Source organism: Thermogemmatispora carboxidivorans (assembly GCF_000702505.1).
GTDB lineage: Bacteria > Chloroflexota > Ktedonobacteria > Ktedonobacterales > Ktedonobacteraceae > Thermogemmatispora > Thermogemmatispora carboxidivorans.
Genome location: NZ_JNIM01000001.1, coordinates 2,195,042 through 2,212,677, shown reverse-complemented (window position 1 = coordinate 2,212,677; position 17,636 = coordinate 2,195,042). Strand labels below are relative to the sequence as shown.

Sequence of the window (17,636 nt, the reverse complement as noted above, 5' to 3'; positions counted from 1 at the left end):
TGCAATCGTTGGCTGGCTATTCGCCTGCTTTTCTGAAAGAGCTTTACCGCAAGATGGTGCTGATTCGCCGCTTCGAGGAGCGGGCGGCGGAGCTGCGCAGTCTAGGCTACATTCCGGGCTTCTTGCATCCCTACATCGGCCAGGAGGCGGTGGCAGTGGGAGCCTGCGCCGCGCTTGGTTCGCACGACTATATTACCAGCACCCACCGTGGACATGGCCATATTTTGGCGCGCGGGGGCGATCCGCGCTACATGTATGCCGAGCTGTTCGCCCGCCGCGATGGCTACAACCGCGCGAAAGGTGGCTCGCTGCATATTGCCAACATTGAGCTTGGGATCATCGGCGCTAACGGCATCGTCGGGGGCGGCATTCCGATCGCTGTAGGCGCCGGTCTGGCCCTCAAGCAGGCGCGCCAGATCGCCGTTCATCGTCCCGACGATCCGCGGGCGCGACGCGCCAATGGGGTGGCAGTGACCTTCTTTGGCGATGGGGCTTCCAATCAGGGAGCCTTCCACGAGTCGCTCAACCTGGCCGCCCTCTGGCGCCTACCGGTGATCTTCGTCTGCGAGAATAACCTCTATGGCGAGTTTACGCCACAGCACAAGCATCAGCCAATCCGTGATATCGCCACACGCGCCAGCTCCTACGCCATCCCCGGTCTGATTGCCGATGGTAACGATGTGCTGGACGTCTATCGTGTGGTCAGCAAGGCTGCCGAGGATGCGCGCAAGGGGCGGGGGCCAGCCCTGGTCGAGTGCAAGACCTACCGCCACCGCGGTCACTACGAAGGGGATATGGGCCAGTACCGCCCCGCCGAGGAGGTGGCTTTCTGGCTGGAAGCCGATCCCATCAAGAACTATCGCCGCCTGCTGTTGGCCGGAACAGTCTGCTCCGAGGAGGAGCTGCAGGCGCTTGATGAGGCGGTTGAGCAGGAGCTAGAGGAGGCCGTGGCGTTTGCCAAGGCCTCGCCGCATCCAGCGCCCGAGGAGGCACTTGAGGATGTCTTTGTTGAAAGCTATGGGGGGAGGGCCTTACTATGACTGCTACGCCCAAGGCTGAGAAGGAGCGCCGCCTGACCTATGCGCAGGCCATCCGCGAGGCGCTGGCCGAGGAGATGGAGCGCGATCCGTCGTTGCTGCTGCTTGGCGAGGATATCGGTGAGCCAGGGGGGGTCTTCGGCGTGACGCAGGGCCTGCTGCAGCGCTTTGGGGAGGAGCGGGTGCTCGATACGCCGATCTCCGAGGAGGCTGTCATCGGGGCAGCACTCGGCGCGGCTCTCCTCGGCGTGCCAACGGTGGCAGAAATTATGTTTAGCGATTTTGCCACGCTGGCTATGGACCAGATTGTCAACCAGGCCGCCAAGTTTCGCTACATGACCGGAGGGCGGACGAGCGCGCCGCTGGTGATCCGCATGGTGACGGGCACAGCAGGTGCAACGGCAGCCCAGCATTCGCAGAGCCTGGAAGCCTGGTTCACGGCTACACCCGGGCTGAAGGTAGTGACCGCCTCGACGCCCGCCGATGCTAAGGGCTTGCTCAAGAGCGCTATTCGTGATCCTGACCCGGTCCTCTTTTTCGAGCATAAGCTGCTCTACAATAGCCGCGGGGCAGTGCCAGCAGAGGACTACCTGATTCCACTGGGCGAAGGGCGGGTGGTTCGCGAAGGTACTGATGTCACGCTCGTGGCTTATCTGTATATGCTGCCGCGCGCGCTGAAGGCGGCTGAGATGCTGGCCAGCGAGGGTCTCTCTGTCGAGGTGTGGGACCCGCGCACGCTGGTGCCTTTCGATCGCGATGGCCTGCGTCGCTCGTTGGAGAGGACTGGGCGCCTGGTGATTGTTCAGGAGGCCCCACGCCGCAATGGCTTTTGTGCGGAGATCGCCGCCATTGCTGCTGAGGAGTTTTTCCCGCTGTTGAAGGCGCCGATCAAGCGCGTCTGTGGCACGAATACGCCTATGCCCTATGCCCCTGAGCTGGAGCAGTTTGTCATTCCCGATGAGGAGCGCATCGCTGCCGGGGTACGCGAGACGGTACACAGCACGGTGCGCGCGGTATCAGGTGGCTGATGTCAGTGTCAGGGCAGTGGCGGCGCCTGATCAGCCAGCCAGACGATATGGACGTGAGGCGCCGCAACGGATGGGCGAGGAAGAAAGGAGTCAGCCGCTATGGCAGAAACCATTGCCATGCCGAAGTGGGGTCTGACGATGGAAGAGAGGACCATCGTCGAGTGGATGGTCGGCGAGGGCGATACGGTAGAGAAAGGGGATATCCTGGCAGTTGTGGAGACAGAGAAGACCTCTGTCGAGCTGACATCTCCTTTTAGCGGCGTGGTGGCCCGCGTCCTGGTGGCCGATGGGGAGACGGTCCCGGTGGGCACGCCGCTGCTGATCCTGGCTGGCAGCCCGGAGGAAGCCGCTCAGCTCCGCTGACGGCGCGCGAGTTCGCCCGGCCCGCTCTCAGGGGAGAGGCCATTGCCGTTCCTGCCCCTCTTCGGCCTGCAGGCGAGCGCTTCGGAGTGGGGAGCAAGGAGCGCCCGCCAGAGTCTGTACGTGTTGCGGGGAGTCATACTAAGATATATCTGCCAAGGAGTATAACCGCATATGAGACTACACAGATAGAGGAATCTCAGAGATGAGCAAAACTGAAGCGGAAGCGGCTATCAGGCCACTTCATTTGTCCACCGCGCGCAGCAGCGCAGCCGAGCAGTTACGGCAACTGATCGAGGGCGGCCACTTCGCCCCTGGCGATCGCTTGCCCAGTGAGCGCAAGCTGGCGGAGTTGCTAGGTGTCAGCCGCACAATGGTGCGCGAGGCTATCAGTACTCTAGAGGCCATCGGCCTCATCGAGGTGCGCCACGGCAGTGGCAGCTATGTGACTGCGGAAGTGCCTCAACACAGCGTCTCTGCCATGTGGAGCGCCTGGTACATCGCCCATCGTCAGGACTTGATTCACTTGCTTCAGGTACGGGAGGCCCTGGAGAGCAAGGCCGCTGCGTTGGCCGCGCAGCGCTCTCGTCCGGCACTGGTCACGCGCCTGCGCAAAATTCTGGAGAGGATGCGCAGCGCCGGCGAGCATGGCCAGATCGATGAGGTTTCAGCCCTCGATAGCGAGTTTCACAGTGCCATTGTCAAGGCAAGCGAGAATCCCATTCTCATTCAGCTGCTGCTCTCGCTCAATGCCGTACTCGACAACGATCGGCTGGTCGTCTTCAGTCTGCCCGACCGTCTCCAGCGCTCGCTGCACGACCACGAGTGCATCATTCAGGCGATCGAGGAGCGTGATCCTCTGGCAGCTCAGGCGGCACTTCACGAGCACTTTGAGAGTGTCCTGAAGGATGTCGAGTCGCCACGACGGCAGGCTCAGGCAGGTAGCGCGCATAACCAGGACCAGGAACGGTCTCGATCTCGGTCGAGGCCGACAGTGCCTGAGCCTGTTCCGGCCACAGGAGGACGAGAGCCATGCCAGTCGTGATCATCGAGATGTATCCTGGGCGCACGCCCGAGCAGAAGCGGGCCTTAGTGAAGGCGGTCACAGAGGCGATGGTCGAGCATGCTGGGGCGCGCCCCGATCATCTGCATGTCATTTTGCACGAGGTTGCACCGGAAAACTGGGCCCTGGCCGGGCGCCTGGGTACTGAACGCGACTCGGCCAGCGGCCCACCTGGCGGCGGTGGCGACGCGCCATCTACGCCTGAGAAAGGAGGAGGCTAATGGCAACGATCCGCGGGGTCTCCCACCTCTTGCTGCAGACCAGCGATCTGGCGCGCGCCGAGCGCTTCTATGTGGAGGTGCTCGGCTTCCATGTGCGCGAGCGCACAACCTTCCGCGACGGGCGCCCACTGGTGGTTATGCACGAGGGCCTGGGCCTGACTGAGCTGTCCGAGGAAGGGAAGCGCCTCCGCCAGGAAGCGGGTCAAAGCCTGGAGCATGTGGCCTTTCGCGTCGAGAATATTGCTCAGCTTGAGCACGAGCTGCGCGCCGCCGGGGTGCCGATTGTCGATGGACCGAAGCCAACCGCTTATGGGATCTCCCTCTATTTTCTCGACCCTGACGGTGTCCGCATCGAGTGCCACGATTAGGTCGCAGCCAAGGCGACCAGACCGAACGCCGACCGCGACGCCCACCCAGCGTTAGCGGCGGTGGGCGGTATGGCCCGTATCATTCGGTCAGCCTGTACTGGCGGGTGACCTGATGGGCAGACAATCGATCTCCCGTCAGGAAGGCTTCCCGTTCTCAGGCCGGCTAGCTGGCTGCATATCAATCGCATCACAGGTTCAAGATAAGAACAGGCAAACTGCACATATTATGCACAGTGCCTCTCCAGTGGAGCAACGTCGCTCTCATGCGAGGAGAAGGGCAGGGTGCAGTCTTATTGAGGAACAGCTCTATGTCCAGCGAGATTATTGCCAGGCAGCGCGTCGCCATGCAGGAGCGTGGGCTAGACGCACTGGTCATCGCTTCGCCCGAGAACATCGCTTATACAGCCGATGTTGTCGTGCCATCACAGACCATCGTGCGCCATCGCCTGGTCTACTGCCTGGTGCCACTGCAGGGCGCACCCGAAATCATTGTCGTTGACATCGAGGAGAGCTTTGTCAGAGGCACAGCCTCGATTACTTCGGTCATCGCCTACAACGAATTTACCGAAGATCCCACGCGCCTGTTGGCCGAGCGTTTGCGCGCCGCCGGCCTGGCTCAAGGGCGCATCGGTCTTGAACTCACTGCCATTGCCCAGAAGAGCTACGAAACACTGCGCGAGGCCCTGCCACGGGCCACGTTTGTGGCCAGCGACACGCTGTTGAGCGAGTTACGGATGATCAAGACACCGGGGGAGCTGGCAAGGTTGCGCGCAGTCGGCAAGGCGGCAGAGCGGGCAGCTCGTCAGGCTTTCGAGCAGGCGCGCGTCGGTATGACTGAGATGGAGCTGGGCCAGTTGATTACCGATGCTTATCTGGCCAATGGCGGCGATCGTCTGACGATGCTGGTCGTTGGCGCCGGCGAGCGTAGTGGTCTGGCCAATGCCGCCCCGACACGCAGACCTCTGCGCTACGGCGACCTGGTACGCATCGATGTCATTGGCACCGGTCAGCTCTACTATTCCGATGTGGCGCGGACCGCTGTCGTCGGGAAGGCCAGTGAGGAGCAGCTACGCACCTGGTCGCATATGGTTGAGGCCCGCCAGGCCGCCCTCGATGGGATTCGTCCCGGCCAGAGTACGCGCGCCCTCTACCAGCGCTACGCGGCCCAGATGGAGCGCTGGGGACTGCCTCCGATCAAGTTTCTGGGACATGGTCTGGGGCTGACTCTCCATGAGGAGCCGTATCTCGGCCCCTATACCGATATCACCTTACAGCCGGGCATGGTCCTTTGCATCGAGCCGCTCTGCTGGTATCCCGACCGTTGGGGCGTGCAGTATGAGGATGAGCTGATTGTGACCGAAGACGGCTACGAGCTGATTACGGATCAGTATGACGCTTCGGAGCTGTTCGTGATCCCCGCTTGAAAGGACGAGCAGGCCGGTGAAGATTACTGCTTATCGCTGCTATCTGGTGACCTTGCCGTCGCGCCGGGTTCATAACTGGGCGAGTAAGATGGAGACGCCGATCGGGAGCCATCTCCTGCTGCGCCTGGAGACCGACGAGGGCCTGATCGGCTGGGGTGAGGCGCCCGCTATTGCGACCTGGGGCGGCGCTCATATGACCTACTTCGGCGAGACGCCGCGGACGGTACACCACATCATCGCCGATTATCTGTTCCCGGTCATTGTCGGCCACTCGCCGTTAGAGATTGGCCCGCTGCATGCGGCGATGGATCGGGTGGTCAAGGGCCATCCCTATGCGAAGGCGGCGGTTGATATGGCGCTCTACGATCTGGCCGGTCAGGCGCTGGGGGTGCCAGTCTACCAGCTGCTCGGCGGGGCTTATCGCGATCGCCTGCCGATCGCTCACAGCCTGGGTATTATGGAGAACCGCCAGGCGGTGGCAGAGGCCGAGCGTGCGGTTGCTGAGGGGGCGCGCACCATTAAGGCCAAGACGGGTCTTGATCCAGAGCGCGACATCGAGCTGGTGCGCTTGCTGCGCGAGGCTCTGGGGCCTGGAATTCAGATTCGCGTCGATGCCAACGAGGGCTATCGCTCGGTGAGCGAGGCGGTCCGGGTGACGCGCGCCATGCAGTCCTTTGATCTGGCCTTCACCGAGCAGCCGGTAGCTGATGTTGAGGCGCTGGCCCTGATTGCGCGTCAGGTGGCGGTACCGGTGATGGCGGACGAGGGTGCCTGGACGCCGCAGGATATTCTGCGCATCCACGCTTTGCAGGCTGCTGAGCTGATCTCGCTCTATGTCACCAAGCCAGGGGGCCTCTTTCGCGCGCGCGAGGTGGCGACGGTCGCCGAGGCTGTTGGCCTGCGCTGCGATATCGGTGGCTCGATCGAGATGGGTGTGGGCAATGCGGCGAATCTGCACCTGGGAGCGGCAACGCGCATTGCTGAGCTGGCCAGTGTCTGCCCGGTGAGTCGTCCGGCGGAGGCTCTGGAAGGGCAGATCGCTGGCGTCTACTACCTCGACGACATTATCAGCGAGCCTCTGGCCTACGAAGATGGTGCGGTGCTGGTTCCGCAAAGCCCGGGCCTGGGGGTGCAGGTTGATGAGCGCAAGCTGGCGAAGTATGCTGTGGCGCTCTGACCTTTTTTTGAGCCACCGACACGCCGTGCGGCCTTACGGCTGGGGGTGGGCGCCAGGCTGGGCCGGTTGTAGGTGGAAGGGTTCTCGCCGGCCCAGTCCGCTCGCCTGGCAGGAGAGATGATCAAGCTGAAAGGAGCGTGTTGAGAATGGCAACCATTGCAGTGCTCGGCGGCGGCAATGGAGGTTTCGCCGCTGCTGCTCATCTCACTGCGCTCGGTGAGCGAGTCCACCTGTATAGCCGTTCACCGGAGACGCTGCGGATGGCGCGCGAGCGCGGCGGTATTGCTTACAGTGGCGCTGCTGGTGAGGGCCTGGCGCCGGTGGCCTGTCTGACCAACGATCTGGCCGTGGCGCTGGCTGGGGCTGAGCTGGTGATGCTCTGCGTACCGGCCACGGCCTTCGCCGATCTGGCGCGGTCTCTCGCTCCTCTGTTGGGGCAGGCTGGTGGGCCGCCCGTGCTGCTCAATCCCGGCAACACGGGGGGTAGCCTGGTCTTCCGCCGCTTGCTCATCGAGGCCGGCTGTGCCGACCCGCCGCCTATTGCTGAGACCAATACGCTGACCTACATCTGCCGGAAGCAGAGCGAGGGCCAGATCTACATCTCTTCCCTGGTGCAGCATGTGCGCCTTGCTACACTGCCGGCGTCGGCGATCGAGGTGCTTTGGCCGCTGCTGAGCCGCCTCTATCCCTCGCTGCGACCGGTGGAGCATGTGCTGGTGACGGCCCTGAGCAATGTCAATGCAGTGTTGCATCCGCCAGGGATAGTGTTGAGCGCGGCCTGGATCGAGCATAGCGGCGGCGATTTTCGCTACTACTACGACGCCGGGACACCGGCGGTGGCCCAGGTGATGGCCGACCTTGACCGCGAGCGCCTGGCTGTGGCGGCGGCCTGGGGCCTGGCTTTGGAGCCTTTTCCCAAGCTGTTCGCCGATCTTGGCTCGACTTCGCCGGAGGCGGGGGCCAGCGGCTCATTCCTGCGTATGTTGCGTGAAAGCGCACCCAATCAATTTATTAAGGCGCCCGCCAGCCTGGATAGCCGCTATTTGCATGAGGATATGCCCTTTGGTCTGGTGCCGATGAGCGAGCTGGGGCGGGCTTTGGGAGTGGCGACGCCGGTGATGGATGCCTTGATCACGCTGGCCTCTTGTATCAGCCGGCGCGATTACCGGGCCGAGGGCTGGACACTGGCGCGTCTGGGTCTGCCGCCCGTACGCGAGGCGGCGCTCGCTTTGCTGCGTTGAGGGAGGCAATGGATCAGGGTCGGGTTGGTTCCTGCCCAGGTTTCGAGCCAGCGCAAAGCTGAATGGGGGATTGTCTCACTATGGAGCATTTGACAATGGGAGCAGCAGCAGGCAAGGAGAGACGTGGAGAGCAGGCTACGCTGAGCGGACTGCAGGCCGCCGTGATCGGAGGCGATGGGCGCGAGCTGGAAGTGTTGAAAGGGTTGCTGGCCGCGGGGGCTGCGGTGCGGGCTTGCGGCTGCCCGCCGGCGGCTGCTGAGGTTATGGGGCGGCCCCAGTGCCGGACGCTGGCCGAGGCCATTGCCGGCAGCGATGTCATCATTGCTCCGGTGCCGGTGATCGCCCCGGATGGCAGTCTCTACGCGCCTCAGTGGCCAGAGCCGCTTTTTTTGGATGCGACGGCCCTGACTGAGGCGAAGCCGGGGGCGCTTTTGTTGATCGGTACCAGTACGCCGCAGTTGAAGGCCCTGGCGCAAGAGCGCGGCTTGCGCATTCAGGAGTACGGCGATGACGATGAGCTGATGATCCTGCGGGCGCCGACGATCGCCGAGGGGGCCATCGGTCTGACCATCGCCAACACGGAGGTATCCATCCACGATGCCCAGGCGCTGGTGGTTGGCTTCGGGCGCATCGGCTTTACGTTGACGCGGCTGTTGCTGAATATGGGGGCTCATGTGCGTGTGGCGGCCCGCAATCCGGTGCAGCGCGCGCGGGCCTGGGAGTTGGGGGCGCGTCCTCTGCCGCTGGCGGAGCTGGCGACAGCGGTGGCTGACTGCGATATGGTCTTCAATACGGTGCCGGCTCTGGTACTGACGCGCGCGGTGCTGGAGCAGATGCAACGCGATGTTTTTGTGCTGGATATTGCTTCGGCCCCAGGTGGCACCGATTTTGAGGCGGCGCGCGAGCTGGGCATCAAGGCGATGCTGGGGCGTGGTCTTGGCAGCCGGGCGCCGCGGACCGCCGGACGCAGCCAGTGGCAGGGACTGCATAAGCTGATTCTGGCGGCACTGCCCAGCCTGCGGCGAGGTGAGAGACATGGCTGATCTGCTGTTGCGTCAGGCGCGTCTGGCGCTGGATCAGGCCGCCTGGCCAGCTCCAGTAGATATCTTGATTCGCTCTGGCCAGATCGCAGCCCTGGCTCCCAGCCTGCCGGTCGCCGAGAGCGACCTCCCTGTCCTCGATGTGGCTGGGCGCCTGGTGCTGCCGGGGCTGGTCGAGGGTCACATTCACCTTGATAAGGCCCTGACGCGCGATCGCGTTCTCAATCGCTCGGGGACGCTGGCCGAGGCCATTCGCTGCAATCTGACATTGTCGGCGAGTGTCAGCGAGGAGGATATTGTAGAGCGGGCGACGACCACGGCGCTGTGGGCCTTGCGCTGCGGAACGACGACCCTGCGGACGCATGTCAATGTCGATCCACAGATTGAGCTGCGCGGTCTGCATGCGCTGCTGCGAGTGCGCGAGCGGTTGCGCCCGGTGCTGGATATTGAGATTGTGGCGCTGCCCAATCGCTTGCTGGGAGAGCAGGGGCGGCGTGGGCGAGAGCTGCTGGAGGCGGCCCTGGAGGAGGGGGCCGATGCGATCGGGGGCACTCCGTTAGTCGAGGAGGATCAGCGTGGGTTCATCGATGAGGTCTTTCGCCTGGCCCGGCGCTATGGTCGTCCTCTGGATCTGCACATCGATGAGTCGGAGTCGCCCGCTGACTTCGTGCTACCCTATCTGGCGGAGCGCACGCTGCAGGAAGGGTACGAGGGACGGGTGATCGCCGGTCATTGTTGCTCGCTGGCAGCGGTTGACGATGCTACGGCAGCGCGCACCATCGAGTTGGTGGCGCGGGCGCGCATGGCGGTAGCCACCTTGCCAGCAACGAATCTGTATCTGCAGGGCCGCCGCGACCGTCAGCCGATACGCCGGGGGATTACGCGTGTGAAGGAGCTGCTGGCGGCGGGGGTGACGGTCTTCTGCGGCTCAGACAACATTAAGGATATGTTTAATCCCTTTGGCAGCCCCGATTTGCTCCACATGGGGCAGTTGCTCGGTTACGCGGCGCAGATGGGGAGTCCCGAGGAACAGCGCTGGCTGCTGGAGAGCATTACGACGCAGGCAGCGGCAGCCCTGGGTCGGCAGGCCGGGTTAGGTGTGGGAGAGCCTGCCGATCTGGTGGTGCTCGATTGTGAGCGCGGCGAGGATATTCTAGCGGATCTGCCCGCCCGTCTCTATGTGATCAAGGGCGGGCGCATCGTCTGGTCAGCCTCTGGGGCCGGACGTGATCCGCTGGCGTAGGAGGCGCGTTGAGTTGGCCAGGATGCCCAGGTCGGGCAGGGACTGCGCCGCCGCGGCGATGATGGGCGGGAGCAGGCCCCAGGCGGCCAGGCTCAGCCCAAGCAGGTTGTAGAGGAGAGTGAAGACCAGGTTGAGCCGCACTACACGCATGGTGCGCCGCGCGATCTGTACCAGCGCTGGCAGAAGCCTCCAGTCTTCACGCAGGAGCGCTATATGGGCCGCTTCGAGGGCGACATCTGTTCCTACCACGCCGAGCGCGACGCCGACGTCGGCCTGCGCCAGGGCTGGAGCATCATTGATGCCGTCGCCTACCATGATGACGCAGTGCCCCTGGGCCTGATAGGCTTTGACGATGGCGATTTTGTCTTCGGGCAGCAGCCGGGCGCGATAGCTGATTCCCAGTGGTTCCGCCAGGCTGGCGGCGGCCTCCTCGTGATCGCCGGTCAGCAGTTCGATCGATTGGAAACCAAGGGCGCGCAGTTGGGCCAGGGCCTCCACCACCTCGGGACGCAGCCTATCGCTGGCCGCCAGGATGCCGATCAGCTCTTCCTCGCAACAGACAAAGAGCAGGCTTTTGCCCGCCGCGGCCAGGTTTCGGGCCTCAGCGAGCTGCTGTCCCTCTGGCCGCAAGGAAGCATTACCCACACTCACCAGGCGGCCCTCGATGCTGGCGCGGACGCCTCGTCCTGGCAGCACTTCGAAGGTCTCGGGATCGCTCAGAGTCACCCCTTGGTCGCGCGCTGCTTGCCGTACGGCCTCGGCCAGCGGATGCTCCGAGTAGCGTTCGGCGCTGGCGGCCAGGTGCAGCAGCTGCCGGCGCGTCATCCCTGCTAACGGCAGCACATCGCAGATCTGCAGTGTGCCGCTGGTGAGCGTTCCTGTCTTATCGATGAGCAGGACGTCCGCCCGGGCTAGGCGCTCCAGATGGGCGCTGCCCTTGATCAGCAGCCCGTGCGAGGCGGCGACGGCGATCGAGGCCAGCATGGCGACCGGTGTCGCCAGCGCCAGCGAGCAGGAGCAGGCCACGACAAGCACCGCCGCCGCGGCCAGTGGATCGCGCCTTAGCAGCAGGGCCAGCAGGGCAACGGCGAGAACGATCGGCAGGAACCAGGCTGAGAAGCGATCGGCCAGGCGTTGCACGGGGGCGCGCTGGGCCTCGGCCTCCTCGACGAGCGTCACGATACGGGCAAAGGTGGTGTTGCTACCGGCTCGCGTCGCGCGGATGCGCAGGCTCCCCCCTTGCACGAGGGTGGCAGCAAAGACCTGGCTGCCCGGGGTGGCTTCCAGAGGGAGGGCTTCGCCCGTGATGGCAGCCTGGTTAACGGTCGCCTGGCCGGCAACGACCTCGCCGTCGACGGGGATGGCCTCACCAGGACGCACGACGACAATTTCGCCAGGGGCTACCTCTTCGACCGGGATAACTTGCTCTTCTTCCTCTCGGATGACGCGCGCCTGCTGGGGCGCCAGAGCGGCCAGGCGTTTGAGGGCCTGGCGCGAGCGCTCGCTGGTCAGGCGTTCGCTGTATTTGCCGACGTGCATGAAGAAGACCACGACGGCAGCCGTGGGCCATTGGCCGATGAAGAGGGCCGCCAGGACGCCGAGCGACATCAGGGTATGCGAGATGATGCGTCCGCGTCGGGCCGCTTGCAGCACGTCCCAGAAGATGGGGACCCCGGCGAGCAGGGTCAGGCCGACCCCAATCGGCCAGGGCAGGCGATCGGTGAGGCGATCGAGCAGGCCCAGCCACTCGCCAACGATGATCAGCAAGAGTACGGCCCCGAAGAGGAGGCCATAGAGGGTGAAGAGGGTGCGCGTCAGACGCCGCTGGGACTGTTCGGCGAGGCTTGTCGCTGTTTTCTGCCGAAGAAGCGGGGGGCTGGCCTGGTAGCCGGCCTGCTCTACAGCCTGGCAGAGGGCTGGCAGGTCAACACGTGTGGGATCGACTGTGAGAAGGGCCTTTTCGGCGCTCAGGAGGACGGTCACTTCGTGCACGCCCGGCAGCGCTTCCAGAGCCTGGCGCACCTGTCCGGCGCACTCAGGACAATCCATCCCTGTCACCGCAAGTTCGATCCGGTGCTCTTCTGCTGGCTTCATCTTCTGTCTCCTTCCGCCCTTTGAGAGTGCTGCTCTCGTCCGTCTTTTCTATAGAAGCACAGCCAGGGCAAGGGGTGCAAGGCTTGTCGCAGGCTGTCCTTTTCCCATCGAAGTTGTACGCTGTTTATCTCTGACTATTTCGTTTCTGTCAGAAAAGAGAAGCATGAGGAGAGAGAAAAGCCTATGAAGAAGCTGGTTGCCTTTCCCCTGGAGGATGGTGGGCAGGTGGTGATTGAGGTTGAGGAGCCGGAGCCGGAAGGGGGCAAGCGGACCCCGGTTGCCCGCTCTCTGACGAGGCCGGAGCAGGCGCCGGAAACGCTGGAGAAGGCGCTGCAGAAGGTCCTACCGGCCATTAAGGCAGTGGCGGAGAAATTACACCATCTGGATCTCAAGCCCGATGAGGTTGAGATCGCTTTTGGGATCAAGCTCAATGCTTCACTGGGCGCTATTCTCGCCACGGCTGGCAGTGAGGCCAATTTTGATATCACGCTGCACTGGTATGGCAAAGATCGCCCAGTGCGCTAGCGACACTTTGCGGGCCGTGGGAGCTGTCGCGCCGTTCCTACGGCCCATTGACATCCAGGCTGACAAGCTGTATATTTGAGACGCATTCATCAGGAGCAATACCGACCTGTCTGGAATGCTGAGTCATCTCGATGCCAGCTTTCGAAGATGCTATTCGGTGCGCCATTGTCCGCATCCTTGTTGCGTCTGAGCAGACAAGTGTCTGCGGTGCCGGTTTTCTGATCGCCCCACGTCGGCTTCTGACCTGTGCTCACGTGGTGAGCGCAGCCCTGGACTGCCAGGAGCCAGAGGAACTGAAGAGACGCACCTTACTGCTTGACTTCCCCTTCCTCAATGCTCGCGAGCCGTTGCGTGCCTCCATTGTCCACGTGGACCCTTCTCCACAGCACGATCTGGCCGTCCTTGAGTTGCGCGATCGGGCGCCGGCGGAGGCCCGGCCCATGCCTCTGAAGCGGCTCGGGACTTTCTGGGATCACCCCTATCGAGTGTTGGGCTTCAGCGATCAGTCTGGAGAAGGCGTTTGGGCCGAGGGCCAACTCAAGGGAGAGGATAGGACGGGCGGCGTTCAGATGGCCAGCGATCCGGGTTCTGAGCATATTATTCGGGAAGGTTTCAGCGGCGCGCCCATTTGGGATGAGACAGAGGAGGCCGTGGTTGGGATGGTGAAAGAGGTCATTTGGTGGGGCTCGTATACCAGCCGCCCCGTGATGCTGCCTCTCGGGAGCCTGTGCCAGAGCTGGCCAGAACTCACTACCTACCTCATTCGCGAGCCGTCTGCGCCTGTTGCAGCGCCCCGGCCTCCCGCCGATCCTTTCGTAGAGGAAGAGTGGCAGCCTGGTCAGCTCATCACAATTGCCAGCGGGCAGTATCTGCTGACCGAGCGTTTGCGAGAAGAGACCAGTTCCGACCCGCCAGCCGTGGAGCGCTGGTATCTGGCTCGCCCTTTTCTGCCGAAGGAGCAGAAACGACGCCGGGGCATTGAGCATGTGCTCATCAAACAGATCGTCCTTCGCCTCCCAATGGCAAGGGGAGAGCGTTTGTTACAGCTATTGCAAAATGAGAGAAAGCTTCTGATGCAGCTTCCAGCGGGTACGATTTTCCCTGCTCTCCTGGTGACCGAGACCGGTTCTCAGAGCTGCACGCTCGTACAGCGCTATCCTCCAGGCCGACCTGTAAGTCGCTGTTTTCCCGAGCAAGATCAGCCGGCTGACCTTTTTAGAGCGCGGGAGCTGTTACGTGCGTTGCCGCCTTTCTGCCGTCACCTGGCCACTCTGCACCGGCTTGGGGCTGCCCATCGCTATCTTTCTGGTGACAGCCTGATCATGGAACCGCGCCGGCACGGCCCGCCTGTCTTGCGCTTGCGTGACCTTGGACTGGCCACACGACCCGCCCGCATTGGTGAGGGGCCCCGAGGGTATGCCGCCCCCGAGCAGCTCAACGCCAGATATTCAACACCTGGCACCGACCTCTACCAGTTGGGGGCCTTGCTCTACCATCTGCTGACCGGCAAGTTGCCCGGCTCCTTCATGTATGGGTTAGCGCCTCCTTCCAGCTTGCAGCCGGAGCTTCCCCCGGCGCTCGATTCTGTCATCATGCGCGCGCTTGAACGAGAGCCGGCGCAGCGCTGGCCGGACCTGGCCACTTTTGCCAAGGCTCTCAACGGCGTCTTGCAAAACTGGTCTCGCGCGTGAGGAGGAGGCAGCCGGGGAATGCAGGAAAGCAGCTTCAAACTCCGTGTCCTTGTGCTTGTCGTTGGTAAGCTCGCCCTGATCTTGCCGGAGCTGCGGCGGCGCTATCCCGCCTGGCCTGCCAATGTGGAGCGTCTCCAGGAGGAGCTGCAGCGCTCCTACACTCGGATTCCTGTTCTGGTGCGCCCTGATCGGGAGCGCGGACAGCCGTATCTTTTGCTCTGCACCAGTACTTATGCCCTGAAAGTGGTCCCCTCATCCCAAGGCGACGCCTATATCGCCCTGAGCCTGCAGCCGCTTGGCCACCGGGAGCATGACGCCCTGGCCCGCGGCGAGGCCCTCATGCTGGAAGTGGAAAGGTGGTATTTTGTCAACGGGTTTGAGGAGATCCCGCGGGCATGGCAAGAGTGGCTCAGCAATGACTATAAGCAAATCATCAAGGCCAGTCAGAGACACCAGGCGAGGCTGCGCGCCCAGCAGGCGGCTCTGGCAGAGGCCCTGCTCGCTCAGGCAGAACAGGAGGCTCTCACGCCGGCCCAGGAATCGCTACTAGCGACCCTGGAGCGCACCATCAACTTGACCCACGAGATTGAGAAGGCCAACGAGGAGAGCAAACGGCCCATCTTCTACAGGCAGGTCGACGCCGCCGGTGAGGCTCGCTACAGCAGTCGCGATATCTATATCTTTAGCCTGGTTGATCCGTCCCAGGCAGCGCAGTTAGAGCGCGGCCTCTTTCTGGCGCTGGAAGAGCGCAGAGAGCTACGCGGCCATGTCCTGGACGTTCAGGGCGACCGCTTCATCGTTCAGTTTGAGCACGCCATCGACCTCGACGATCTGCGCCCGCCGCAAGCCTTTCTACCGCTTGGCAGTGAGGCGGCCTTTCGCGTGCAGCAGGAGGCGGTCGAGAGGCTGCGCTCCGGGGGGGCGGAGAATCCTGCTCTGCTGGCGGTCCTGGCAGAAGGTCGCTATCGGCCCTATTCAGAACCTCTGCCCCAACCTCACCCGCACCTCAACGCGGCTCAGGCGACTGCCTTCCGGCGGGCTTTAGCTGTCAAGGATCTGCTGCTGGTGCAGGGACCGCCGGGGACGGGCAAAACGCATACGATCAGTGAGATTGTGCGCGCCTGTGCCCGCCGAGGTGAGCGCGTGCTGGTCACAGCGCGTACGCATAAGGCGGTCGATAACGTGCTCCAGAGCCTTCCTTCAGAGCTGGATATCTTGCGTGTTGGTCAGGAGCGGCTGGTCTCGCCAGAAGTGAGATCGCTCTTGATCGATGAGCGGGCCCGTTCGCTGCAGACTAGCCTGCTCACGAGAACGGCAGAACTGCACCAGGCGTTTGAGAAGCTGGCCGCACACCAGGATGAGATCGATCGTTTTGTGGCGCTGAGCCCTCGGATTCAGGCGCGGCTCGCGGAGCTGAACGCTGCCTGTAGGATGAGCTGGATGCGCTATAGTCAGGAGCAGCAGCGCCTACAGGCGATGTTCAACCAGGAGCGCGAGTCTCTCCAGCAGCGTTATGCCACGAGTCAACAGCGGCTAGAGACGATCCGCCGGCGCGGTGAGCGTCTGACTCGCAGCATCACCAGGGCCAGGAGTCGTCTGCATTGGCCGCTGCTGGGCGCTTTCTGGCGCTGGCGCCTCCCTCGCTTGCAACGGCGCCTGACAGAGCTGCAACAGGCTTTTCAGACCACCAGCGGGCAGTTACAGCAGCTAGCTTCTCATCTGGCTGTCCTGGACAGACGCTTTGCTCAGCTTGAGCAGGAGGAGCCGCTCAGCTCTCTGCGGCGCCGCTACAATCAGGCAGCGAGCGCTTTCCAGCAGGAGCAAGGGGCTGTCGCTCGCCAGCTCCAGCGCTTTCTAATGGAGCTGAGGGCGCTGCTTCCTCCTGAGGAATTACCCGCGCCGGCCAGCGATTATGCTTCGTTGCTGCAGTCGCTACAGGACTTTGCGGAGGGCTGGTCGCGTCGCCTGCGTTCTCTCTTCACCCACCGGCTGCAGTTGTTACGGGACTGGCATCATACGCTGGAGGTTCGCCATCAGGACCTTTATCCGTCTCTGTTGCGTATGTCTAACGTGATCGGCGCTACCTGCATTGGCTCGGCGACGGCACGCATCCTTTCAGATGTGACCTTTGATGTGGTGCTTGTCGATGAGGCGGGCCAGATTAGTCTCGCTGATCTGCTAGTACCGCTGGTGCGCGGCAAACGCGCTGTGCTGCTCGGCGACCATCAGCAGTTGCCGCCGATCGTCGATCAGACGGTGCGCCAGCGCCTGGCTGCTCTGAGCCAACAGGCGGCGATAAGCGAAGAAGAGGGCGCTGAGGAAGCGGTGAGTGATATTGAAACCCTGCTCTCTAAGAGCATGTTCGAGATGCTGGTTGAGCGGGTCGATGAGCAGCATTTTGTCATGCTTACTGAGCAGTATCGTATGCCCGAGCGCATTGCCCGCTTTGTCTCAGCGCAGTTCTATGGCAACAGGCTCCGGACTGCCAGTCTCCCTCGCTTGTGGCATGCTCACTGCGAAAGCGATCCTTTGTTTCCTGCCTCTTTTACCTTTATTGATACGGCGGAGATGGAGAGTTCCTATCGTATGGAGCGGGGCCACTATTACAACGAGGCCGAGGCCAGGATCATTGTTGAGCTGGTGCTACGCGCACAGCAGCAGGGGCGGGATTGGCGCATTATTGTGCCCTATCAGGAGCAGGCCACTTACATTCGCGAGTTACTCAGGCAGGCGGCGAGCGAGGACGGTCTTAAGCCGCAGACGCTGATTGCGACGGTTGACTCGTTCCAGGGGGGCGAAAGTGATCTGGTGCTCTATAGCTTTACGCGCAGTAACCGCCGTCATGCGATCGGGTTTCTGCAAGAGCACCGGCGCTTGAATGTGGCGCTGACGCGGGCGCGTGACCAGCTGATCCTCGTCGGGGACAGCGATACGTTGCTCAATGCGATGAGCGGAGGCAGGCCCGCCGAGGATTTTCGCCGGTTGATGCGGGATCTACTTGAGTATGCTCGCTGTCAGGGGGAATGCTTGAGTTTCCGCACCTGCCGGGCCCGCCTGGCGCGCGGCAGCGTGGCCTGAATGAAGCTGGGCGGCACTGTGCGGCAGGCGGGCGAGAAGCAGGAGA

Annotated in this window: 15 protein-coding genes; 14 read left to right on the top strand and 1 reads right to left on the bottom strand. The window is 63.0% G+C overall.

Annotated features, from left to right (window positions below; all coding sequences use genetic code 11):
- Positions 1-53 precede the first annotated feature (53 nt).
- The 11 genes from N688_RS08645 to N688_RS08595 all read left to right on the top strand — a co-directional run bounded on the left by N688_RS08645 (position 54) and on the right by N688_RS08595 (position 10,202).
- Positions 54-1,040, top strand: coding sequence for a thiamine pyrophosphate-dependent dehydrogenase E1 component subunit alpha (locus N688_RS08645; protein ID WP_052891425.1), 987 nt, complete (start codon positions 54-56; stop codon positions 1,038-1,040).
- On the top strand, positions 1,037-2,065 hold the full coding sequence (locus N688_RS08640; protein WP_052888904.1) for an alpha-ketoacid dehydrogenase subunit beta: 1,029 nt from the start codon (positions 1,037-1,039) through the stop codon (positions 2,063-2,065). Before N688_RS08645 ends, N688_RS08640 begins: the two co-directional genes overlap by 4 nt.
- A gap of 99 nt (positions 2,066-2,164) precedes the next feature.
- Positions 2,165-2,428: a biotin/lipoyl-containing protein gene (locus N688_RS08635; protein WP_052888903.1), complete on the top strand. Its 264-nt coding sequence runs from the start codon at positions 2,165-2,167 to the stop codon at positions 2,426-2,428.
- A gap of 202 nt (positions 2,429-2,630) precedes the next feature.
- On the top strand, positions 2,631-3,470 hold the full coding sequence (locus N688_RS08630; RefSeq protein WP_052888902.1) for a FadR/GntR family transcriptional regulator: 840 nt from the start codon (positions 2,631-2,633) through the stop codon (positions 3,468-3,470).
- The gene (locus N688_RS08625) at positions 3,458-3,709 is read left to right on the top strand and encodes a 2-hydroxymuconate tautomerase (protein WP_052888901.1); all 252 of its coding nucleotides are present in this window, start codon (positions 3,458-3,460) and stop codon (positions 3,707-3,709) included. The genes N688_RS08630 and N688_RS08625 overlap by 13 nt, the downstream gene beginning before the upstream one ends.
- Entirely contained in the window at positions 3,709-4,077 is a 369-nt protein-coding gene (locus tag N688_RS08620; protein WP_052888900.1) for a VOC family protein, read from the top strand. Before N688_RS08625 ends, N688_RS08620 begins: the two co-directional genes overlap by 1 nt.
- 308 nt (positions 4,078-4,385) lie before the next feature.
- Positions 4,386-5,501 carry a M24 family metallopeptidase gene (locus tag N688_RS08615; RefSeq protein ID WP_052888899.1) on the top strand — a complete coding sequence of 372 codons (1,116 nt, stop codon included), beginning with the start codon at positions 4,386-4,388 and terminating at the stop codon, positions 5,499-5,501.
- 16 nt (positions 5,502-5,517) lie between these two features.
- Positions 5,518-6,678, top strand: coding sequence for a mandelate racemase/muconate lactonizing enzyme family protein (locus N688_RS08610; RefSeq protein ID WP_202901873.1), 1,161 nt, complete (start codon positions 5,518-5,520; stop codon positions 6,676-6,678).
- Between the two features lie 146 nt (positions 6,679-6,824).
- Complete coding sequence (locus N688_RS08605; RefSeq protein ID WP_052888898.1) at positions 6,825-7,919, top strand: NAD/NADP octopine/nopaline dehydrogenase family protein; 1,095 nt, start codon at positions 6,825-6,827, stop codon at positions 7,917-7,919.
- Positions 7,920-7,999: 80 nt separating this feature from the next.
- A complete protein-coding gene (dpsA, locus tag N688_RS08600) occupies positions 8,000-8,962 on the top strand; it encodes a dipicolinate synthase subunit DpsA (RefSeq protein WP_162179518.1) in 963 nt (320 codons plus the stop codon).
- On the top strand, positions 8,955-10,202 hold the full coding sequence (locus tag N688_RS08595; protein ID WP_052888896.1) for an amidohydrolase family protein: 1,248 nt from the start codon (positions 8,955-8,957) through the stop codon (positions 10,200-10,202). Before dpsA ends, N688_RS08595 begins: the two co-directional genes overlap by 8 nt.
- Here N688_RS08595 and N688_RS08590 read toward each other — a convergent pair.
- A complete protein-coding gene (locus tag N688_RS08590; protein ID WP_052888895.1) occupies positions 10,167-12,296 on the bottom strand; it encodes a heavy metal translocating P-type ATPase in 2,130 nt (709 codons plus the stop codon). The genes N688_RS08595 and N688_RS08590 overlap by 36 nt on opposite strands.
- A 183-nt stretch (positions 12,297-12,479) precedes the next feature.
- On the opposite strand from N688_RS08590, the gene N688_RS08585 reads away from it, so the two are divergent.
- From N688_RS08585 to N688_RS08575, 3 genes are all read left to right on the top strand, one after another.
- A complete protein-coding gene (locus N688_RS08585; protein WP_052888894.1) occupies positions 12,480-12,821 on the top strand; it encodes a CU044_2847 family protein in 342 nt (113 codons plus the stop codon).
- Positions 12,822-12,952: 131 nt separating this feature from the next.
- Positions 12,953-14,512 carry a trypsin-like peptidase domain-containing protein gene (locus N688_RS08580; protein ID WP_052888893.1) on the top strand — a complete coding sequence of 520 codons (1,560 nt, stop codon included), beginning with the start codon at positions 12,953-12,955 and terminating at the stop codon, positions 14,510-14,512.
- A gap of 18 nt (positions 14,513-14,530) precedes the next feature.
- A complete protein-coding gene (locus N688_RS08575) occupies positions 14,531-17,590 on the top strand; it encodes a DEAD/DEAH box helicase (protein WP_052888892.1) in 3,060 nt (1,019 codons plus the stop codon).
- Positions 17,591-17,636 lie beyond the last annotated feature (46 nt).

Bases quoted from the DNA above. Each gene is read 5' to 3' on its own strand.
- N688_RS08645 (WP_052891425.1), top strand. From the start codon at position 54: ATGGTGCTGATTCGCCGCTTCGAGGAGCGGGCGGCGGAGCTGCGCAGT.
- N688_RS08640 (WP_052888904.1), top strand. From the start codon at position 1,037: ATGACTGCTACGCCCAAGGCTGAGAAGGAGCGCCGCCTGACCTATGCG.
- N688_RS08635 (WP_052888903.1), top strand. From the start codon at position 2,165: ATGGCAGAAACCATTGCCATGCCGAAGTGGGGTCTGACGATGGAAGAG.
- N688_RS08630 (WP_052888902.1), top strand. From the start codon at position 2,631: ATGAGCAAAACTGAAGCGGAAGCGGCTATCAGGCCACTTCATTTGTCC.
- N688_RS08625 (WP_052888901.1), top strand. From the start codon at position 3,458: ATGCCAGTCGTGATCATCGAGATGTATCCTGGGCGCACGCCCGAGCAG.
- N688_RS08620 (WP_052888900.1), top strand. From the start codon at position 3,709: ATGGCAACGATCCGCGGGGTCTCCCACCTCTTGCTGCAGACCAGCGAT.
- N688_RS08615 (WP_052888899.1), top strand. From the start codon at position 4,386: ATGTCCAGCGAGATTATTGCCAGGCAGCGCGTCGCCATGCAGGAGCGT.
- N688_RS08605 (WP_052888898.1), top strand. From the start codon at position 6,825: ATGGCAACCATTGCAGTGCTCGGCGGCGGCAATGGAGGTTTCGCCGCT.
- dpsA (WP_162179518.1), top strand. From the start codon at position 8,000: ATGGAGCATTTGACAATGGGAGCAGCAGCAGGCAAGGAGAGACGTGGA.
- N688_RS08595 (WP_052888896.1), top strand. From the start codon at position 8,955: ATGGCTGATCTGCTGTTGCGTCAGGCGCGTCTGGCGCTGGATCAGGCC.
- N688_RS08590 (WP_052888895.1), bottom strand. From the start codon at position 12,296: ATGAAGCCAGCAGAAGAGCACCGGATCGAACTTGCGGTGACAGGGATG.
- N688_RS08585 (WP_052888894.1), top strand. From the start codon at position 12,480: ATGAAGAAGCTGGTTGCCTTTCCCCTGGAGGATGGTGGGCAGGTGGTG.
- N688_RS08580 (WP_052888893.1), top strand. From the start codon at position 12,953: ATGCCAGCTTTCGAAGATGCTATTCGGTGCGCCATTGTCCGCATCCTT.
- N688_RS08575 (WP_052888892.1), top strand. From the start codon at position 14,531: ATGCAGGAAAGCAGCTTCAAACTCCGTGTCCTTGTGCTTGTCGTTGGT.